We start from the raw sequence: 17,803 nt of genomic DNA on the forward strand, positions 1-17,803 counted from the left end.
TCCTTCTCATTGGCACTGCGGATCATGTCGCGCATGCCGGCCCATTCCGCCTCGCTCAGCTTCGAGAGCCGCGAGAAATTGCCGCCGCTTGCAAGATGCATCGCGCCGTCGATGGCGATGGTCTGGCCGGTCAGATACTCGCAGCCATCCGCCATGAGGAAAGTGGCGAGGTTCTTCAGTTCGTCCATGCGGCCGACGCGGCCCATGGGGATGCCCTCGCGCGACGTGTCGCCCTCGACCGACTCGCCGGGGCTCAGCCTCTCCCATGCGCCCTTGGTCGGGAACGGTCCCGGCGCGATCGCGTTGAGGCGGATGCCGTATTCGCCCCACTCGGCGGCGAGCGATTTCGTCATGATGTTGAGCCCGGCCTTCGACATGGCCGAGGGCACGGTGAAGGGGCTGCCGTTCCAGACCCATGTGGTCAGGATCGAAATGACGCTCGCCGGCACCTTGTCCTCGATCCAGCGCTTGCCGCAGGCGAGCGTCACATAGAAGGAGCCGTGAAAGACGATGCCCGCAATGGCATCGAAGCCGCGCGGCGAGAGATCCTTCGTCGGGCTGATGAAATTGCCCGCCGCATTGTTGACGAGGCCGGTGAGCGGTCCGCCATCGGCCCAGATTTCCGCGATCATTTCATCGACGGCGGCTGCGACGCGAATATCGACCGAATGCGTCTTCACCGAGCCGCCATGCTTGTCCATGAGTTCTCTGGCCGTCTCGTCGAGCACATTCTTGCGGCGCCCGCAGATATAGACCTCGGCGCCGAGCCTCAGATAGTCCTCCGCCATCTCCTTGCCGAGGCCCGTCCCGCCGCCCGTGACGAGGATGCGCTTGCCCTTGAGAAGCCCGTCGCGAAACATCGAAACCATATCGTCCTCCCATATGTTGCGTTGGCGGGAGGATAGCAGCCGGACGGTCCTTCGCCAGCATGCGCGTTATGGGGCGGGGCGGCGGCGAGGTCGCCCCTGCGTCACTTCTTTTCGACGAGGTAGGTCCAGAGCCGCACGACGAGCCAGATGGGCACGACCACCACCGCGCCGAGCAGGAAATATTTCACCGACCAGTTGATCGCGTCGAAGCCCATGCGCCAGATGCGCTCCACCGTGTCGAGAAAATCGAGCCAGAGGTCGATCGGTCTGATCCCGAACCAGGCGAGCAGCACGCCGACGACGACCGACGCCGCGGCGAGCTTGAGAAGTGTCGGGAGAACGGGGCCGCCGAAAAGCCGATCCATGAGCTTGTCCTCCGGGCGCGAATGGGCCGATGCAGCTAACCTATCCCATATATTCGGGGAAGAAACGGGGGCATCGGACCTCCGGCGGGTCCGGGCGCGCCGCCGTCCCTGAGATCCCGCCTAGCTGCGCGACGTTCCGCCGGGCTTCAGCGCCTGCGCCGCGCCTGCTTCCTGGGGATTGTGAACCGTCTGCGTGGGATAGGGGATGGTGATGCCCTCCCTGTCGAAGCGCTCCTTCACGGCGCGGGTGAGGTCGAATTTGACCGGCCAGTAATCCGCAGTGCACGTCCAGACCCGCAGCAGCATGTCGACCGAGCTTTGCCCGAGCGCATTGACCGCGATGAGGGGCTCGGGCTCGGCAAGCACGCGCTTGTCGGCGGCGATGACGTCGCGCATGGCGGCCATCGCCGCGCCGATATCGTCGTCGTAGGAAATGCCGAAGATGAGGTCGATCCGGCGCGTTGGATGGTGGCTGAAATTCTTTACCGCCTGCCCCCACACGCTCGCATTGGGAACGATGATCTGCACATTGTCGGAGGTGGCGAGTTCCGTCGTGAAGAGCGTGAGTTCCTTCACCGTGCCCGCGACGCCGCCGATCTCGACATACTGGCCGGCCCGGAACGGGCGGAAGATGAGCAGCATCACGCCCGCCGCGACATTGGAGAGCGTTCCCTGCAGCGCGAGGCCGACGGCAAGGCCGGCGGCGCCCAGCATGGCGATGAGGCTCGTCGTCTGGACGCCGAACTTTGCCAGCACGGCGAGGATGGTGAAGGCGAGCACCGCGTAGCGGGCGAGGCTGCCGAAAAATCCCTGAAGCGTCGCGTCGATGAGGGGCGTGCGCCGAAGTGCTGCCACCGTCCACTGATACGCCTTGCCCGAGAACCAGAGCCCGGCGACGAAGATGAACAGGGCCGAGGCGAAGTTGACCCCATGTTCGACGAGATAGGGGAAGAAGGCATTCAATTCCATGACCATGTCGGGAGGCAATTGGGGGGAAATAGAATTCACGCGCGTACAGTCTCCTGATCGGGCTCCTGAATGGGGCCGCCCTGCCCGACAGGGAAGCGGCCCGGCCTGCCTCGGCCCTTTGGCGCAGTTTCCCATTTTCAGCCGCCAAGGGAAACGTGCTTGATGCGGCGGGCGGGAGGCGGACGCTATAGTCGCCCGATGAAGCGACATGCGATTGGAGCGCCCGGTCCCGGCCATCCCCGAGAAGAGCCCGGCCACCCGCCTCTCCCGGCACGTTTCGAGCAGTGGTTCGCCGCGCGCGGCTGGACGCCGCGCCCGCATCAGCTCGCGCTGATGGAACTCGCCCGGCAGGGCAGGTCGGTTCTGCTCATCGCGCCGACTGGCGCGGGCAAGACCCTGGCCGGGTTTCTGCCGAGCCTCGTCGAGCTTTCCGCGCTGAAGGAGCGAAGGGGCGGGCTGCACACGCTCTATATCTCGCCCCTGAAGGCGCTTGCGGTCGACGTGAAGCGCAATCTCGAAACGCCTGTCGCTGAAATGGGCCTCGGCATCGCCATCGAGACGCGCACCGGCGACACGCCCTCCAATCGCCGCCAGCGCCAGCGCCGCGAGCCGCCCGACATTCTGATGACGACGCCGGAGCAACTGGCGCTCCTCCTCTCCTATCCCGATGCGGCGGAAATGTTCGGCGGGCTCGCCTGCGTCGTGCTCGACGAATTGCATGCGCTGGCGAATTCGAAGCGCGGCGATCTCCTGTCGCTCGATCTTGCGCGCCTCTCCCGGCTCGCTCCGGGCCTGCGCCGTGTGGGACTGTCTGCGACCGTCGCCGAGCCCGAAGAATTGCGCCGCTATCTCATGCCGCAGCCAGCGGGGGCGGAGGCGCTGAGCGAGATCGTCGTCGCGCCACCCGGCGCCCGGCCCGAGATCGGCATACTCGTGCCCGAAGGGCCGGAGGATGGGAGCGACGGGCAAGACCGCATTCCCTGGTCGGGTCACTCGGCGCGCCACGCCCTGCCGCTCGTCTATGACGCAATCAGGAAGAACAGGACCACGCTTGTCTTCGTCAACACACGTAGCCAGGCCGAATTCGCCTTTCAGGAGCTTTGGCGGCTGAACGAGGACGGGCTTGCCATCGCCCTTCATCACGGCTCGCTCTCGCCCGAGCAGCGGCGCAAGGTCGAGGCCGCCATGGCGGCAGGCAGCTTGCGCGCCGTGGTTTGCACCTCGACGCTCGATCTCGGCATCGATTGGGGCGAGGTCGATCTCGTCGTCTGCCTCGGCGCGCCGAAAGGGGCGAGCCGCCTCGCGCAGCGGATCGGCCGCGCCAACCACCGCCTCGACGAGCCGAGCCGGGCGCTGCTTGTGCCCGCCAACCGTTTCGAGGTGCTCGAATGCGAGGCCGCGCGCGTCGCGACCATCGAAGGCGCGCAGGATGGGCGCATCCGCCGGGAAGGCGCGCTCGACGTGCTCGCGCAGCATGTTCTCGGCCGCGCCTGCGCGGAGCCCTTCGATCCGGCGGAGCTTTACGACGAGGTGCGCGAGGCCGCGCCCTATCGTCACCTCTCGCGCAAGGATTTCGACGATGTCGTCGGCTTCGTCGCGACGGGCGGCTATGCGCTCAGGACCTATGATCGCTATGCGCGGCTGCGGCCCAATGCGCCGATGAAGGGCGACATGCGCTTGAGGCCAGCATCGCCCCGTGTCGTGCAGCAATATCGCATGAATGTCGGCACCATTGTCGAAGCGCCGATGGTGAAGGTGCGGCTCATCCGGCAGGGGCGGCGGCCGCGAAGCGCCTATGGGGGACATGTGCTGGGCGAGGTCGAGGAATATTTCGTCGATCAGCTCGTGCTGGGGGACACATTCCTCTTCGCAGGTCACCTGCTGCGCTTCGAGGGGCTGGGCGAAACGGAAGCCCTCGTCACCCGCGCCGAAGGCGGCGATCCGATGATCCCTTCCTATTATGGCGGCAAGTTTCCCCTATCGACCTTTCTCGCCGGTCGCGTGCGGCACATGCTTGCGCATCGCGAGGAACAGCAATATCTGCCGGCGCAGGTGAAGGAATGGCTGCGGATGCAGGAGTGGCGTTCCCTTCTACCGAATGAGGGCGAACTTCTGGTCGAGACGTTTCCGCGCGGCGACAGGTTCTATCTCGTTTGCTATCCGTTCGAGGGCCGCCTCGCGCATCAGACGCTCGGCATGCTGCTCACGCGCAGGCTCGATCGCGCGGGCGTGCGGCCCATGGGTTTCATCGCCTCGGAATATGCGCTCGCCATCTGGTCGCTGCGCGATGTGGGTCTCATGGCCGAGCATGGCGCCTTGCCGCTCTCGCGCCTCCTGGATGAGGACATGCTGGGCGACGATCTCGAAAGCTGGCTTGCGGAATCGAACCTTCTGAAGCGCACCTTCCGCGATTGCGCGATCATCGCCGGGCTCATCGAGCGGCGCTATCCCGGTCAGGAGAAGACGGGCAGGCAGGTGACCTTCACCTCCGACCTCATCTACAATGTGCTGCGCGAGCATGAACCCGATCACATACTGTTGCGCGCGACCTGGAACGACGCGGCGGCGGGCCTTCTCGATGTCGCGCGCGTCGGCGACATGCTGAGGCGCATCCGGGGAAAGATCGTGCTGAAGAGGCTCGACCGCGTTTCGCCGCTTGCCGTGCCGGTGCTGCTCGACATCGGCAAGGAGCGCATCGACGGCGAGGCGAGCGAGGCGCTGCTCCACGAGGCGGCGGACAAGCTCATCGAAGAGGCGACACGTCTTGTTTGAGGGCATGGAAAAGGCGAGGGACGAGCACCTTCATGCGGCGCCCGCCCTGCGCGTCTGCGGCGCGGACCTCATCGTGCTGCCCGAGGGCGCGGTCTGGTGGGCGGCGGAACGCATGCTCGTCGTGGCCGATCTACACCTCGAAAAAGGGTCCGCCTTCGCCGCCAGAGGAATTGCGCTTCCACCTTACGATACGCGCGCGACGCTTTCCCGCCTCGAAGCGCTGATGGAGCGGCTTCGTCCTTCGCGCCTCGTCGCGCTTGGCGACAGCTTCCATGATGGCGAGGCCGAGGCGCGCATGGGGGAGGAGGATGCCGCCATGCTCGCGCGGCTGACGCGCCGCGCGGACTGGATCTGGATCGCGGGCAATCACGATCCCCGGCCCTCGCGGAAGTTCGGCGGCATTGTACGGGAAGAACTGCGCGCGGGCCCGCTCACCTTTCGCCATGAGCCGCAGCCCGCGCCCGCCACGGGCGAGATCGCGGGGCATCTCCATCCATGCGCGGCGGTGCGCGTGCGCGGGCGGCGCCTGCGCCGTCGCTGCGTCGCCTCCGATGGCGCGCGGGCGATCCTGCCCGCCTTCGGCGCCTATGCGGGCGGGCTCAATGTGCTTGACGGGGCTTACGAGCCACTCTTTCCGTCAGCGGTCTTCCATGCCTGGATGATGGGCGCGCGCACCGTCGTTCCCGTTGCCGCCCATCGCCTCGAAGGCGATTAGCCGAGGCGGCCGAGGATCGGGAAATTGGTGATGAGGAAGATCGCGATCTGCTCGAAGGAGCCGAGCGCCATCAGAAGTCCCGTTCCGGCGAGCAGCACGCCCGACGCGATCTCGATCTTGCGCATATGGCGGCGGATGCGGCTGGCGAAAGCGAGAAAGCCGCGCACGGCGAAGGCCGCCGCGAGAAACGGAATGCCGAGCCCGAGCGAATAGGTGGCGAGGAGAAGCACACCTGCTTGCAAGCTTTGCTGCGACGCGGCGATGGCGAGGATCGTTGCGAGAATGGGGCCGATGCAGGGCGTCCAGCCGAAGGCGAAGGCAAGCCCGATCACATAGGGGCTCAGAAACTGCATCCACAGGCTTTTCGTGACGTCGCCGATCTGGTCCGGCTGGAAGCGCGCCTCGCGATTGAGAAAGGCGATGCGCAGAAGCCCCATATAGTGAAGGCCGAAAACGATGATGATGACGCCTGCGATGCGGCCGAGAATATCCTTGTGCGAAAGGATGATCGGGCTGATCGCCGAGGCGCTGGCGCCGAGCGCCACGAAGACGGTGCTGAAGCCGAGAACGAAGCCGACAGCGCCGAGTGCGACGCGGCGCGTCAGCCCCTCCGAGCCGAGAGCGGCGCCCTTCGCGTTCTCGCGCGTCAGCTCCTCGAAGGATGTGCCGGCGATGAAGCAGAGATAGGCCGGCACGAGCGGCAGCACGCAAGGCGAAAGGAAACTCAGAAGCCCACCGGCCGCGGCCGCGAAATAGGAGATGCTGAGATCGGTCATCGGTCGGGTCCGTCAAACGCTTGCGTCGGGATTGCCGGAGGGCAGGGGAAAATGGCGGTGTGGCGCCGGAAACGCACTCTAGCCATGATGGCCGGCCCGCACCATGCGTCACCTTTCCCTCAGCACCGCCGAAGCGAGCCAGCCGGCAAGCGCGGCGCCGATCACGGCGACGAGGCCGTAAAAGAGCGGCCGCGTGTGGGCGAGGCGATAGATGAAACGTTCGAGCCCGCCCTTGTCGATATAGAGCGGGGAGGCGATGGCATCGACGACCTCGCCGTCGCGGATGAGATAGACCGTCGCCGTATAGAGCCCGACCGGCACGGTTGCGGGAATTTCGAGCGTGGCGCGGAAGAGCGTCTGCCCGAGAAAGGTCACGCCTCCCGGATCGCTGATATAGAGCCGATCGCGCTTCTTGTTGCGGATGAGCGCCTTGACGAAGGTCTGCACGTCTTCGGGCGGAAGGATTTCCGCACTTCCATCCATCGCCTGCGCCGACGGCGGACCGAAATCGACATTCTCGACCCCGATCTGCTCGCGCTTCAGCACCTCGGCGCCAGCCGTCACTTCGAGCGGCCGCGTGCTCGCAACCGCGTAGTAGCCGGGCACTCTGGGAAATGTGATCGAGTCGTGATTGACCCAGATGCCCGCGAGGCGCGCCTTGCGCCGCACCGTCATCGCGCGCTGGGGGCCTGACACCACGACCACGATGTCGCGGGCGAGGCCGCGTGTCTCCGGCGCGTTCGCCTCGACGGCGCCGAAGAGGAGGATCTGCGTGCCCGTGAAATTGGAGTGGATCGAAATCTTGTGCGAGGAGAGATCCGTGACGAGTTGATCCGCTTTCGCCCGCGCACCGGCGAATAGGCAGACCGCGAGCACGATCGGAACGAGCAGGGTTGCGATATGGTGCGGACGGGACATCATGAATGTGGCGCCACATCGACAACGGAATAAAGATCGGGCGGCGTCGTCACGAGATCCCAGCCGAGCCTCATGCCCATGAGAAGCACGATGCCCGCAAGGAGCGCGCGCAGATGCTCGCCCCTGAGGCGCGCGGCCGTGCGCACGCCATATTGCGCACCCACCACCGCGCCGACGACGAGAAGCAGCGCCAGCATCGCATCGACCGCCTGGTTCTCGACCGCATGCATGACGCCTGTGATCGCGGTCACGAAGACGATCTGGAAGAGCGATGTGCCGATGACCATCATGGTCGGCATCCGCAAGAGATAGATCATCGCCGGGATGATGATGAAGCCGCCTCCGACGCCCATGATCGCCGAGAGCATGCCGACGAAGAAGCCGATGAGCACGGGCGGGATCACGCTGATATAGAGCTTCGAGCGCCGGAAGCGCATCTTGAAGGGCAGGCCGTGGATCCAGCTATGGTGCCCGCCTTGCCCCGTGGCTGGCGCATCGCCACGCCGCGCCGCAATCATGGCCCGCAGGCTTTCCGCCATCATCATCGCGCCGATGATGGAGAGGAAAACGACATAGACGACCGAGATTGTGAGGTCGATCTGCCCGATCTCCTTGAGCAGCCTGAAAAGAAAGATGCCGAAGACGGAGCCGACGATGCCGCCCGCAAGCAGCACGCCGCCCATCTTGAAGTCGATGGTGCCGCGCCGCCAATGAGCGAGCGCGCCGGTCACGGAGGAAGCGACGACCTGCGTCGACTGCGTGCCGACCGCGACCGCGGGCGGGATGCCGAGAAAGATCAGAAGCGGCGTCATCAGGAAGCCGCCGCCGACGCCGAACATGCCCGAGAGGAAGCCGACCGCCCCGCCCATGGCGAGGATCAGCAGCGCATTGATCGGAAGTTCGGCGATCGGCAGGTAGATCTGCATGCGGCCTGGGCTCCGGCGGCGGTCGCGCCGCCCGTTCTGTCCGCGGAAGCATCGAAACGGGCAGGCACGCCGCCGTTACGATGCCTCGGGCGCGGAGGCCCTCAGCGCGTCGCGAGTTCGAGCGACTTCAGCAGCGCCGGATTGACGCTGCCGGTCTGGTCGAGGTCCGCGGACCGCTGATAGGCGAGGATTGCATCGCGTGTGCGCGGACCCATGACGCCGTCCGACGTGCCCGGATCGTAGCCGAGCTGCATCAGCATCGCCTGAGCACGGGCCGTGTCGCTCACTGTGGTCGAGATACTGCCGGTTATGTCGTCGGGATTCCCGGCGGCGGCGCCGCTGTGGAACGTGCCGAGATCGCCATTGGCGGCGGGGTCGGGACGCTTCGCGGCCCATGTCTCGGCCGCGACCTTGGCCTGCGCCAGCACGGCCGCGTCGAGCTTGCCTTCGAGTTCGTCGCGCTTCTGGGCCGCGCCCCTGTCGCCCGCCTTCGCGGCGATGGAGAGCCACTTGTATGCGGAGCCGAGATCCTGCTTCACGCCGAGCCCGCGCTCCTCGAGGATCGCGAGATTGTACTGGCTGTCGCCGAGGCCGAAAGCGGCCGCCTCGCCGAACCAGCGCGCGGCGGTGGTGAAATCCTGCCGCGTGCCCCGGCCTTCGGCATAGATGACGGCGAGATTGTGCATCGCCTTCACATTGCCCTGAAGGGCGGCCTTCTCGTAAAGGCTGCGCGCCATCGAGTCGTTCTGGGCCACGCCCCGGCCCTTTTCGTAAAGCGTGGCCAGGCGGTATTGCGCGATGGCAAGCCCCTGATCGGCGGCCTTGCCATACCAGATCGCGGCCTGAGCGGGATCGGCGTCCACGCCGTCGCCATTGGCATAGCGTTGCGCCAGCTCATATTGCGCCACCGCGTCGCCGTTCCGCGCCGCCTCGCCGAGCGCGCGCTGGCTGGCGGGAAGCCGCCCGAGCGTGCCCATAGCTGAAGGTGTGCCCGAAGGCGTGGCCGCAGGCGCGAGAGGCTCACTCTCGACCGGCTTGGCGGGGGCGGGCGTCGCCGACGGAGCGCGCTCGACCGGCCGGGGCAGGATCGTCGTCTGAGGACGCGCGGCTTTTTTGGGCGCGGGCACGATGGGCGATTCGGTCTCGCTCGTCGTGGCAGGCGCCGGAGCCGCCATCTCCCCGGGCGCAGCTTGCCCTTGAGGAGCGGTTGCAGTGGCCCCGGCGCCTTCCGGACTGGCCTCCGCCGGATTGCTCTCTGGATCAACGGATGTGGCGCTCGCCCTGGCGGCATTCGCAGTCTCGTCGGCGGGCTTTTCCGTCTTCGGCGAGGCGCTGTTTGCAGGGCCTGAATCGACGATCACGGGCTGCGGGATAGCCGGCTCGTTGTTGAGAACGCGAGTTGCGGCAAGGCCCGCTGCGAGAACGAGGAGAGCCGCAAAGCCCCCGACGAGGATTTTCTTTCGCCGGCTTTCGCGTTCGGGGGCGATCGCCGTGAAGCGCGCGGGATGCTCGCCGAAGCCCGCATTGCCGAGCATGGGCTGCGGGCCCGAGCGCCCTGCCTGGGCGGCGGCCTGCGCCGCGCGGCGTGCGGCAGCGAGAAAATCATTGGCGGCCCGCGCCGTCTCGGCGGTGGGGTTGCTCATTTCCGGTTCGCCGGCGCTGTCTGGAGCTTCCTCCGCACCCGCTCCGCGTGTATCGAGTGTCGGCTCGCGCCGCTCCTCGTCGCCCTGGAGGGCGAAGGGCGGGGGCACATCGCCCGCATGTTCGGGCAAGGGTTGCGCGAGGGGCTGCGAAGGCGGCGGCGCCGGGGGAAGGGAGCGCGGCGTTTCCACATCGGCGAACGGGTTCCGGAAACCGGCCGTGCCGGGCTCGTCGCCGAAGGGGTTGCCCAGCGGATTGCCCAATGGGCTGCCCTGGGGATTGTTCAGGAGGCCGCCCGCCGCGCCGCCGAAGCTGGCCGAAGGGGGCATGTCGAAATTTGGAACGGCGAAAGGCTGCCCCGAGGGCACGAAGCCGTTTCCGGCGCCATAACCCGTCGCGATCTGCGGCGGCAGCACGGGGTTCGACCGCGCGGCCTTCGCGTCCTGCTCGAGCTTCGCGAGCCGCTCGGTCATGCGTTCGAGCATCACATGGAGGGACTCGACCGTCTCGCGCGAGCGGTTCTCCGTCACATGGAGATTGTCCGACATGCCTGCGATCGCACGCTCGATCGACTGCGCGGCCTGCGCCGTCATGTCCTCGTTCTGTTGCAGGCGATCCGCCATCTGCTCGATGCGGCTCTCGATGACGCGCATGGCCTCGGGCAGCGCGTCGTTGCGGGGGCGGTCCATATCCTCCAGCCGCCTCGCAATGCTTGCCACCGTCTTCTCGAAGGCCTTGAGCGTTTCCTCGGTCCGGCTCTCGGCGCGCTCGAGGCGCTGCGTGATCTCGGCGAGATTGCTCTGGACCCCCGCGATCGTCGCCTTGTGCTGTTCGGCGTCGGATTTCTCCGCGATCGCCTTCATCGCGGCCTCAACCGCCTGAGGCCCGATGCCGCCAACGGAGTGTTCCATCTTCTCCAGCCTTGTCGCGAGCGTCTGAAGATGGTTTTCGACCGCGCGGGCCCGGGCAAGCTCCGCCTCGCGCTCCTTTTCCTCATCGCGTTCATCAACGCGGCTCGTGAGCTGGGAGAGCGCCTGCCTGATTTCCGCAAGCGACTCGTCGGTCCGGCGTTCCGCCGTGTCGAGATGATCGACGACGGCGGTCACCGCTTTCTCGAGTGTCTGGATCGCCTTGTCGTCCGGGCGGCGCGCGCCGCGGCTCCGCTCGGTTTCCTCGAGCCTCTCGGCGAGCTGCTGAATCCTGCGCTCGAGGGGATCGATCATGCCGGCTTCGGAAGATTGCTCCATCGCACGCTCCGAATATTCCAGCCGCTCGGCGAGCTGGCCGACCGATTGTTCGAGGCGCCGCGCGAGGTCCGCGGTGCGCCGCTCGCTAGTCTCGACACGCTGCACGATGTCGCGCATGGCTTCGGCAACCGGGGTCATGTCGATCTGCGCCGGACCGGCGGAGATCTGCGGCACCGGCTGGTGAAACGCGGGCTGCGCGAAGCCGGATTGCGGCTGGGCCGATCTCGGCTCGCCGGTCGGCTTGCCGACTTCGTCCGTCCCCGCATCCATGATGATCTGATTGAGCCAGGCGCCAAGCGTGACACCGGCACGGTGAGCGGCCTGTTTGGCAGCCTCGCGCGCTTCGGGCTCTATGCCCTTTACGCTCCACGGTACACCCGATCTCATCCGAATCACTAAGCCCCTTAACCCTTTTGGTTAGTATAGGCCAGTGCATCTTTCGCGACGAGACGCCTGCCTCGCCGGGGCCCGTTTGCATGGGCGGCACTGGGCCCAAGGGTTCTCGCGGCCGGGCCACGGAACGGGTCCATAAAACGTCAATGTCGGTAAATATCAGGTTAACCGGGCGAAATTGCCCCGCCCCGCAGGGTCTTACAGCCCCGGCACCGCATTACGGCCCGGCATAGAGCTGCGTCGCGTATATCGCGTCGCCCTGCCGGGCGATGCCGATGCCGGTGCGGATATAGTCCGCATTCCGCAGGTTCTTCCGGTGGGACGGGCTGTTGATCCAGCCCCTGAGCATGATTTCTGCGATCTGCTCCGTCGTTCGCCGGTTCATGCCCTCCACCATGGAAAGGTTCTCGGCGATCCGGCCCTTGAATTGCGGCGACACCGCCAGCACGCGCTCCTTGGGCCCCTGGCCGTCCGGATTGAAGTGCCCGAAGAAATTTCTGAGCGCCATGTCCGTGCTGTGAACGGCGGCCGCGCGTTCGAGCACGCTGTCCCGCGCGAGCGGCGGCGCGCCGATCTTCGCCCGGTAGTCGTTGACGGCGGCGAAAAGCGCCCGCTCCAGCGGGTCGTTGGTGCGCGCGGCGGCGCTGGCGGCGGCCGGGAGCGAGGCGATGTTGACCCGGGTCGGCGGGGGCGGGGCCACGGGATCGCCGCTCGTGGCGCAGGCCGCGAGCAGAAGGCTCAGCGCAAGGACGAACCCCGAACGGAAAAGCATCATCATCGATTCCTCGTCTTCCTCGACCCGGTCCCGCCCCAGCGCCGGCCCGCGTCGCGATGGCAGCACTAGAGCAAGTCGGGCGCCGCGCGGCAACGCCGCCGGGGCCCTTGACGCTTACGTCAACGTCAATTAACGTTCCCGCCGTCATCACAAAATAAGGCGGGACACCGCCAGAGGAATGACGCCGGGCTTGCCGCGGGGCTGCATCTTATTCGCCGCCGCCCGCCTCCTGCCCGGTCAATGGGGAAACAGGAGAGGTTCATGGATCAGCAGTTTGAGGGGCCGAAGGCCATCACCGTCGGAGCCGAGCCGGCTCATGCCGCCGGCACCACCTATTCGATCACGCAGCTTGCCGAGGAATTCGGCCTGACCACGCGCGCGATCCGCTTCTATGAGGACAAGGGGCTTCTCAAGCCCGAGCGCCAGGGTCAGACCCGCATCTATCACCCCCGCGACCGCGCGCGCCTCCTTCTCATCGTCCGTGGACGGAATGTCGGCCTTGCGCTTTCCGAGATCAAGGAGATCCTGAGCCTCTACGATCTCGAGGACGGATGCGAGACGCAGAACCGCGTCGCCATCGAGAAGTTCAAGCGCCGCATCGCGAGCCTCGAGGCGCAGCGCAAGGAAATCGACCTTCAGATCAGGACGCTTCAGGAAAGCTGCGAGCGGCTTGAGGGCGTTCTCCAGAAGCAGATGGCGCAGGCGCTGGTGGATGCGAAGAAGCGCCCCCGTGTCGCCAAGGGTGAAGTCCGCCTCCAGCAATCAGCTTCATCCGCGACGGCCTGACCTTTTTGCCGTCGCGCTCTATCAACGCGAGGACATGATGCCGGTCTACATGGCTCCATTGCGGGAGTATCGCTTTCTCCTGCACGAGACTTTCAACATGTCGCAATATGCGGCGCTTCCCGGATTCAGGGATGCGCCGCTCGATGTCGTGGATGCGATCCTCGACGAAGCGGCGAAGCTTTCGGAAGAAGTGCTGCAACCCCTGAACCAGATCGGTGACAGGGAGGGCTGCAAGCTCGAGAACGGCGTGGTGACGACGCCGAAAGGCTTCAGGGAAGCCTACAAGACGCTTGTCGATGGTGGCTGGCCGGCACTCGTCGCCGACCCCGCCTTTGGCGGACAGGGACTGCCGAACGCGCTCGGCGTCATCTTCAACGAGATGGTGTCCTCGGCCAACATGGCCTTCGGCATGTATCCGGGCCTTTCGCATGGCGCCTATTCCGCGCTCCTGCACCACGGCACCGAGGAGCAGAAGAAGACCTATCTGCCGAAGCTCGTCTCTGGCGAGTGGACCGGCACGATGAACCTGACGGAGCCCCATTGCGGCACCGATCTCGGCCTTCTTCGCACAAAGGCCGTTCCGCAGGCGGACGGCAGCTACAGGATCACCGGTACCAAGATATTCATCTCTGCCGGCGAGCACGATCTTGCCGACAACATTCTCCATCTCGTGCTCGCGCGCGTCGAAGGCGCGCCGCAGGGCATCAAGGGCATCTCGCTTTTCCTCGTGCCCAAATATCTCCTGAAGGATGATGGGAGCCTCGGCGCGCGCAATGGCGTCTCCTGCGGCGCGATCGAGAACAAGATGGGCATCCACGGCAATGCCACCTGCGTGCTCAACTATGACGAGGCGACAGGTTTCCTCGTCGGCGAAGAGAACAAGGGCATGCGCGCCATGTTCACCATGATGAACGAGGCGCGGCTCGGCGTCGGGCTGCAGGGGCTTTCGCAGTCCGAAGCCGCCTATCAGAACGCCGCCGCCTATGCGAAGGAGCGCCTTCAGGGCCGCTCGCTCACGGGGCCGAAAGCCGCCGACAAGCCCGCCGATCCCATCCTCGTCCATCCCGATGTGCGCCGCATGCTGCTCAACGCCAAGGCGTTCAACGAAGGTGCGCGCGCGCTTCTCGTCTGGACGGCCTTGCAGGGCGATCTCTCGCATGCGTCGGACGATGCGATCGTGCGCGAATTCGCGGACGACATGATGGCGCTCCTTACCCCGGTGGTGAAGGCGCACCTCACCGATCGCGGATTTGCCAATGCCGTCGAGGCGCAGCAGGTCTATGGCGGGCATGGCTATATCGAGGAGAACGGCCTTGCGCAGTTCGTCCGCGATGCCCGCATCGCCATGATCTATGAAGGCGCGAACGGCATTCAGGCGCTCGATCTCGTCGGCCGCAAGCTCGCCGCGAATGGCGGGCGCGCGGTCTTTGCCTTCTTCAAGCGCGTGGACGACTTCCTCGCCGAAGCCGGAAAGACCGAAAAGCTCGCGCCCTTCGTGGTCGCGCTTTCGGCTGCGCGCAAGGATCTCGAGGCGGCGACCATGTGGTTCATGGAAAACGCGCTTCAGAACCCGGACAATGCCGGCGCGGGCTCGACCGATTATCTCCATCTCTTCGGCGTCACGGCCGTCACTTTCATGTGGTCGCTGATGGCGAAGGCCGCGCTTGAGAAGCTCGACGGCGCGGCAGAAGACAAGAGCTTCTATGAAACGAAGCTCAAGACCGGCCTCTTTTATGTGGAGCGGGTCGCGCCGGAAACGGCGCTCTATCTCGCGCGTATTCGCATCGGCGCCGCGCCGCTCATGGCATTCGGCGCCGACGAGTTCTGATGGCTTTGCCAATCAAAAGAAAAGGCCCCCTCGGGGTTCGTAAATACAGGGAAGGAAGACAGGACAGATGGTAATGATCGCGGGCTACAAGTCGCCCTGGATGACGGAAGAGCTGGAAATCCTCGAGAGCTCCGTGCGCAAGTTCTATGAAAAGGAATTCGCGCCTCACTCCGAGCGCTGGAACAAGCAGGGCTACGTCGATCGCGATGCCTGGAACAAGGCAGGCGAGGCCGGAATTCTCTGCGCCTCGATTTCCGAGGAATATGGCGGCGGCGGCGGCTCCTTCGCGCATGAAATGGTCATCGCCCAGGAGCAGGGCCGCGCGGGCGTGGCCGGCTTCGGCAATTCGGTGCATTCGGGCATCGTCGCCCACTACATCGAGGCCTATGGCACCGAGGAGCAGAAGAAGAAGTGGCTGCCCAAGATGGCGACAGGCGAGATGGTCGCCGCCATCGCCATGACCGAGCCTGGCACGGGCTCCGATCTTCAGGGCGTGCGGACCACGGCGAAGAAGGTCGGCAACCAGTATGTGATCAACGGGCAGAAGACCTTCATCACCAACGGACAGCAGGCGACGCTCATCTGCGTCGTGGCGAAGACCGATCCCGCGGCGGGTGCCAAGGGCACGTCGCTCATCATGGTCGAGACGGATGAGGTCGAAGGTTTCCGCCGCGGCCGTAACCTCGACAAGATCGGCCAGCATGCTCAGGACACGTCGGAACTCTTCTTCGACGACGTGAAGGTGCCGACCTCGAACCTCCTCGGCACGGAAGAGGGCAAGGGCTTCATCCAGCTCATGCAGCAGCTTCCGCAGGAGCGCCTCATCATTGCCGTTCAGGCCTGCGTCGCCATGGAAAAGGCGGTAGAGCTCACCGCCGCCTATACGAAGGAGCGCAAGGCTTTCGGCAAGTCGATCCTCGATTTCCAGAACACCCAGTTCAGGCTTGCCGAATGCAAGACCGAGGCGGCGATCGCGCGTGTCTTCACCGACGATTGCGCGATGAAGCTTCTCGAAGGCAAGCTCGATCCGACGACCGCCGCCATGGCGAAGTGGTGGACCACGCAGAAGCAGTGCGAAATCGTGGACACCTGCCTCCAGTTCTTCGGCGGCTACGGCTACATGATGGAGTATCCGATCGCGCAATTGTACACGGACGCGCGCATCCAGAAGATCTATGGCGGCACCAACGAGATCATGAAGATGCTGATCGCGCGCACGCTCTAATAAAGGCCTCTCACCCTGACCCTCTCCCCAATGGGGGAGAGGGGAGCGGGCCAGGTCCTTCTCCCTCTCCCCTCCGGGGAGAGAGACGGGGTGAGAGGAGCTACAAACGCAACCTCTCACAGGGAGACGAAAATGACCGACGCTTATGTCTACGACACCGTGCGCACACCGCGCGGCAAGGGCAAGAAGGACGGTGCGCTGCACGAGGTGACGGCGCTCGAACTCGGCACACAGGTTCTGAAGGCGATCCGGGATCGCAACAATCTCGACACCTCGCGCGTCGATGACGTGGTGTTCGGCTGCGTCGATCCGGTGGGCGAGCAGGGCGGCGACATCGCGCGCATCGCGGTGCTCAATGCCGACTACGCGCAGACGACGGCGGGCGTGCAGATCAACCGCTTCTGCGCCTCCGGCCTTGAGGCGACCAACATGGCGGCGGCCAAGGTCATGTCGGGCGAAGCCGACATGGCGATCGGCGGCGGCGTCGAATCCATGTCGCGCGTCGGCATGGGCGCCTCGGGCGGCTCCTGGTCGACCGATCCCCGGATCGCGTTCAAGTCCTACTTCACGCCGCAGGGCATCGGCGCCGATCTCGTCGCGACGAAATACGGTTTCTCTCGCGCCGATGTCGACGCCTATGCCGTCGAAAGCCAGAAGCGCGCAGCCAATGCCTGGGAGAAGGGCTACTTCAGCAAGTCGGTCATCCCGGTGAGAGACATCAACGGTCTCACCATTCTCGATCATGACGAGCACATGCGCCCCGATGCGACCATGCAGTCGCTCGCCGCGCTCCAGCCTTCCTTCGCCGGCATCGGCGAATTCGCCTTCGATGGCGTGGCGCTCGAGCGCTACCCCGAAGTCGAGGAGATCATCCACGTCCATCACGCGGGCAATTCCTCGGGCATCGTCGATGGCGCGTCCGCCGTTCTCGTCGGCAATCTCGACACCGGCAAGGCCATGGGCCTGAAGCCGCGCGCCCGCATCCGCGCCATGGCGTCGATCGGCTCGGAGCCCTGCATCATGCTGACGGGTCCGGCCGATGTTTCGCGCAAGGCGCTGAAGAAGGCCGGCATGCGTCCCGAGGACATCGACCTCTACGAGCTCAACGAGGCCTTCGCCTCGGTCGTGCTGCGCATGATGCAGTCGCTCGACATTCCGCATGAGAAGATGAACGTCAATGGCGGCGCCATCGCCATGGGCCATCCGCTCGGCGCGACCGGCGGCATGATCCTCGGAACGGTGCTCGACGAACTCGAGCGCCGCAATCTCAACACGGCCCTCATCACGCTCTGCGTCGGCGCGGGCATGGGCACGGCCACCATCATCGAGCGCGTCTGAGGTAGCAACATGACCACTTACGAAAACTTCAAATTCGAGGTCGATGGCGACGGCATCGCGCTCATCACCTGGGACATGCCCAACCGTTCGATGAACGTGCTCTCGCAGAGCTCCATGGCCGACATGGCCGCGATCATCGAGGCGATCGTTTCCGACGAGAAGATCCAGGGCGCCATCCTCACCTCGGGCAAGGATGCCTTCTGCGCCGGCGCCGATCTTTCCATGATGGGCGGTCAGGCGGGCGGCGGCTCCGGCGGCGG

General features: G+C 65.6%; 15 protein-coding genes. 7 read left to right on the top strand and 8 right to left on the bottom strand.

The genetic code is table 11. The features are described from left to right. The 3 genes from PKA57_RS07480 to PKA57_RS07490 all read right to left on the bottom strand — a co-directional run. A partial coding sequence (locus tag PKA57_RS07480; protein ID WP_324299244.1) for an SDR family oxidoreductase occupies positions 1–860 on the bottom strand: 860 nt, incomplete at its 3' end. A 110-nt stretch (positions 861–970) separates the two neighbouring features. Next, positions 971–1,234 carry a DUF6460 domain-containing protein gene (locus tag PKA57_RS07485; RefSeq protein ID WP_324299099.1) on the bottom strand — a complete coding sequence of 88 codons (264 nt, stop codon included), beginning with the start codon at positions 1,232–1,234 and terminating at the stop codon, positions 971–973. Positions 1,235–1,354: 120 nt separating this feature from the next. After that, on the bottom strand, positions 1,355–2,203 hold the full coding sequence (locus PKA57_RS07490; protein WP_324299101.1) for a mechanosensitive ion channel domain-containing protein: 849 nt from the start codon (positions 2,201–2,203) through the stop codon (positions 1,355–1,357). 198 nt (positions 2,204–2,401) lie between these two features. Between PKA57_RS07490 and PKA57_RS07495 the strand changes: the two genes are divergently transcribed. Continuing rightward, positions 2,402–4,975 carry a ligase-associated DNA damage response DEXH box helicase gene (locus PKA57_RS07495; protein ID WP_324299103.1) on the top strand — a complete coding sequence of 858 codons (2,574 nt, stop codon included), beginning with the start codon at positions 2,402–2,404 and terminating at the stop codon, positions 4,973–4,975. Then, a complete protein-coding gene (gene pdeM / locus PKA57_RS07500) occupies positions 4,968–5,690 on the top strand; it encodes a ligase-associated DNA damage response endonuclease PdeM (protein WP_324299105.1) in 723 nt (240 codons plus the stop codon). The genes PKA57_RS07495 and pdeM overlap by 8 nt, the downstream gene beginning before the upstream one ends. On the opposite strand, the gene PKA57_RS07505 is transcribed toward pdeM, so the two are convergent. From PKA57_RS07505 to PKA57_RS07525, 5 genes are all read right to left on the bottom strand, one after another. Continuing rightward, on the bottom strand, positions 5,687–6,466 hold the full coding sequence (locus PKA57_RS07505; protein ID WP_324299107.1) for a cytochrome c biogenesis protein CcdA: 780 nt from the start codon (positions 6,464–6,466) through the stop codon (positions 5,687–5,689). The genes pdeM and PKA57_RS07505 overlap by 4 nt on opposite strands. A 108-nt stretch (positions 6,467–6,574) precedes the next feature. Next, positions 6,575–7,387, bottom strand: coding sequence for a TIGR02186 family protein (locus PKA57_RS07510; protein ID WP_324299109.1), 813 nt, complete (start codon positions 7,385–7,387; stop codon positions 6,575–6,577). Next, positions 7,384–8,310: a sulfite exporter TauE/SafE family protein gene (locus tag PKA57_RS07515; protein WP_324299111.1), complete on the bottom strand. Its 927-nt coding sequence runs from the start codon at positions 8,308–8,310 to the stop codon at positions 7,384–7,386. Before PKA57_RS07515 ends, PKA57_RS07510 begins: the two co-directional genes overlap by 4 nt. A gap of 101 nt (positions 8,311–8,411) precedes the next feature. Beyond that, positions 8,412–11,585, bottom strand: coding sequence for a peptidoglycan-binding protein (locus PKA57_RS07520; RefSeq protein ID WP_324299114.1), 3,174 nt, complete (start codon positions 11,583–11,585; stop codon positions 8,412–8,414). 223 nt (positions 11,586–11,808) lie between these two features. Continuing rightward, positions 11,809–12,369, bottom strand: coding sequence for a CAP domain-containing protein (locus tag PKA57_RS07525; protein WP_324299116.1), 561 nt, complete (start codon positions 12,367–12,369; stop codon positions 11,809–11,811). Between the two features lie 258 nt (positions 12,370–12,627). Here PKA57_RS07525 and PKA57_RS07530 point away from each other — a divergent pair, with 258 nt between their 5' ends. The 5 genes from PKA57_RS07530 to PKA57_RS07550 all read left to right on the top strand — a co-directional run. After that, on the top strand, positions 12,628–13,152 hold the full coding sequence (locus tag PKA57_RS07530; protein ID WP_324299118.1) for a MerR family DNA-binding transcriptional regulator: 525 nt from the start codon (positions 12,628–12,630) through the stop codon (positions 13,150–13,152). A gap of 37 nt (positions 13,153–13,189) precedes the next feature. Further along, positions 13,190–14,980, top strand: a complete 1,791-nt coding sequence (locus PKA57_RS07535) for an acyl-CoA dehydrogenase C-terminal domain-containing protein (protein WP_324299120.1) — start codon at positions 13,190–13,192, stop codon at positions 14,978–14,980. A 67-nt stretch (positions 14,981–15,047) separates the two neighbouring features. Continuing rightward, positions 15,048–16,205 carry an acyl-CoA dehydrogenase family protein gene (locus PKA57_RS07540; protein WP_324299122.1) on the top strand — a complete coding sequence of 386 codons (1,158 nt, stop codon included), beginning with the start codon at positions 15,048–15,050 and terminating at the stop codon, positions 16,203–16,205. Positions 16,206–16,337: 132 nt separating this feature from the next. Next, positions 16,338–17,543 carry an acetyl-CoA C-acetyltransferase gene (locus PKA57_RS07545; protein WP_324299124.1) on the top strand — a complete coding sequence of 402 codons (1,206 nt, stop codon included), beginning with the start codon at positions 16,338–16,340 and terminating at the stop codon, positions 17,541–17,543. 9 nt (positions 17,544–17,552) lie between these two features. Beyond that, positions 17,553–17,803, top strand: a 251-nt coding sequence (locus tag PKA57_RS07550; RefSeq protein WP_324299126.1) for an enoyl-CoA hydratase-related protein, incomplete at its 3' end; no start/stop codon positions are given.

The sequence above is a fragment of the Parvibaculum sp. genome (genome assembly GCF_035325945.1).
Taxonomy (GTDB): Bacteria; Pseudomonadota; Alphaproteobacteria; order Parvibaculales; family Parvibaculaceae; genus Parvibaculum.

What these genes read in the sequence shown, in the direction of transcription:
- PKA57_RS07485 (WP_324299099.1), bottom strand. Translation starts at nt 1,234, where the DNA reads ATGGATCGGCTTTTCGGCGGCCCCGTTCTCCCGACACTTCTCAAGCTC.
- PKA57_RS07490 (WP_324299101.1), bottom strand. Translation starts at nt 2,203, where the DNA reads ATGGAATTGAATGCCTTCTTCCCCTATCTCGTCGAACATGGGGTCAAC.
- PKA57_RS07495 (WP_324299103.1), top strand. Translation starts at nt 2,402, where the DNA reads ATGAAGCGACATGCGATTGGAGCGCCCGGTCCCGGCCATCCCCGAGAA.
- PKA57_RS07505 (WP_324299107.1), bottom strand. Translation starts at nt 6,466, where the DNA reads ATGACCGATCTCAGCATCTCCTATTTCGCGGCCGCGGCCGGTGGGCTT.
- PKA57_RS07510 (WP_324299109.1), bottom strand. Translation starts at nt 7,387, where the DNA reads ATGATGTCCCGTCCGCACCATATCGCAACCCTGCTCGTTCCGATCGTG.
- PKA57_RS07515 (WP_324299111.1), bottom strand. Translation starts at nt 8,310, where the DNA reads ATGCAGATCTACCTGCCGATCGCCGAACTTCCGATCAATGCGCTGCTG.
- PKA57_RS07520 (WP_324299114.1), bottom strand. Translation starts at nt 11,585, where the DNA reads ATGAGATCGGGTGTACCGTGGAGCGTAAAGGGCATAGAGCCCGAAGCG.
- PKA57_RS07525 (WP_324299116.1), bottom strand. Translation starts at nt 12,369, where the DNA reads ATGATGATGCTTTTCCGTTCGGGGTTCGTCCTTGCGCTGAGCCTTCTG.
- PKA57_RS07530 (WP_324299118.1), top strand. Translation starts at nt 12,628, where the DNA reads ATGGATCAGCAGTTTGAGGGGCCGAAGGCCATCACCGTCGGAGCCGAG.
- PKA57_RS07535 (WP_324299120.1), top strand. Translation starts at nt 13,190, where the DNA reads ATGCCGGTCTACATGGCTCCATTGCGGGAGTATCGCTTTCTCCTGCAC.
- PKA57_RS07540 (WP_324299122.1), top strand. Translation starts at nt 15,048, where the DNA reads ATGGTAATGATCGCGGGCTACAAGTCGCCCTGGATGACGGAAGAGCTG.
- PKA57_RS07545 (WP_324299124.1), top strand. Translation starts at nt 16,338, where the DNA reads ATGACCGACGCTTATGTCTACGACACCGTGCGCACACCGCGCGGCAAG.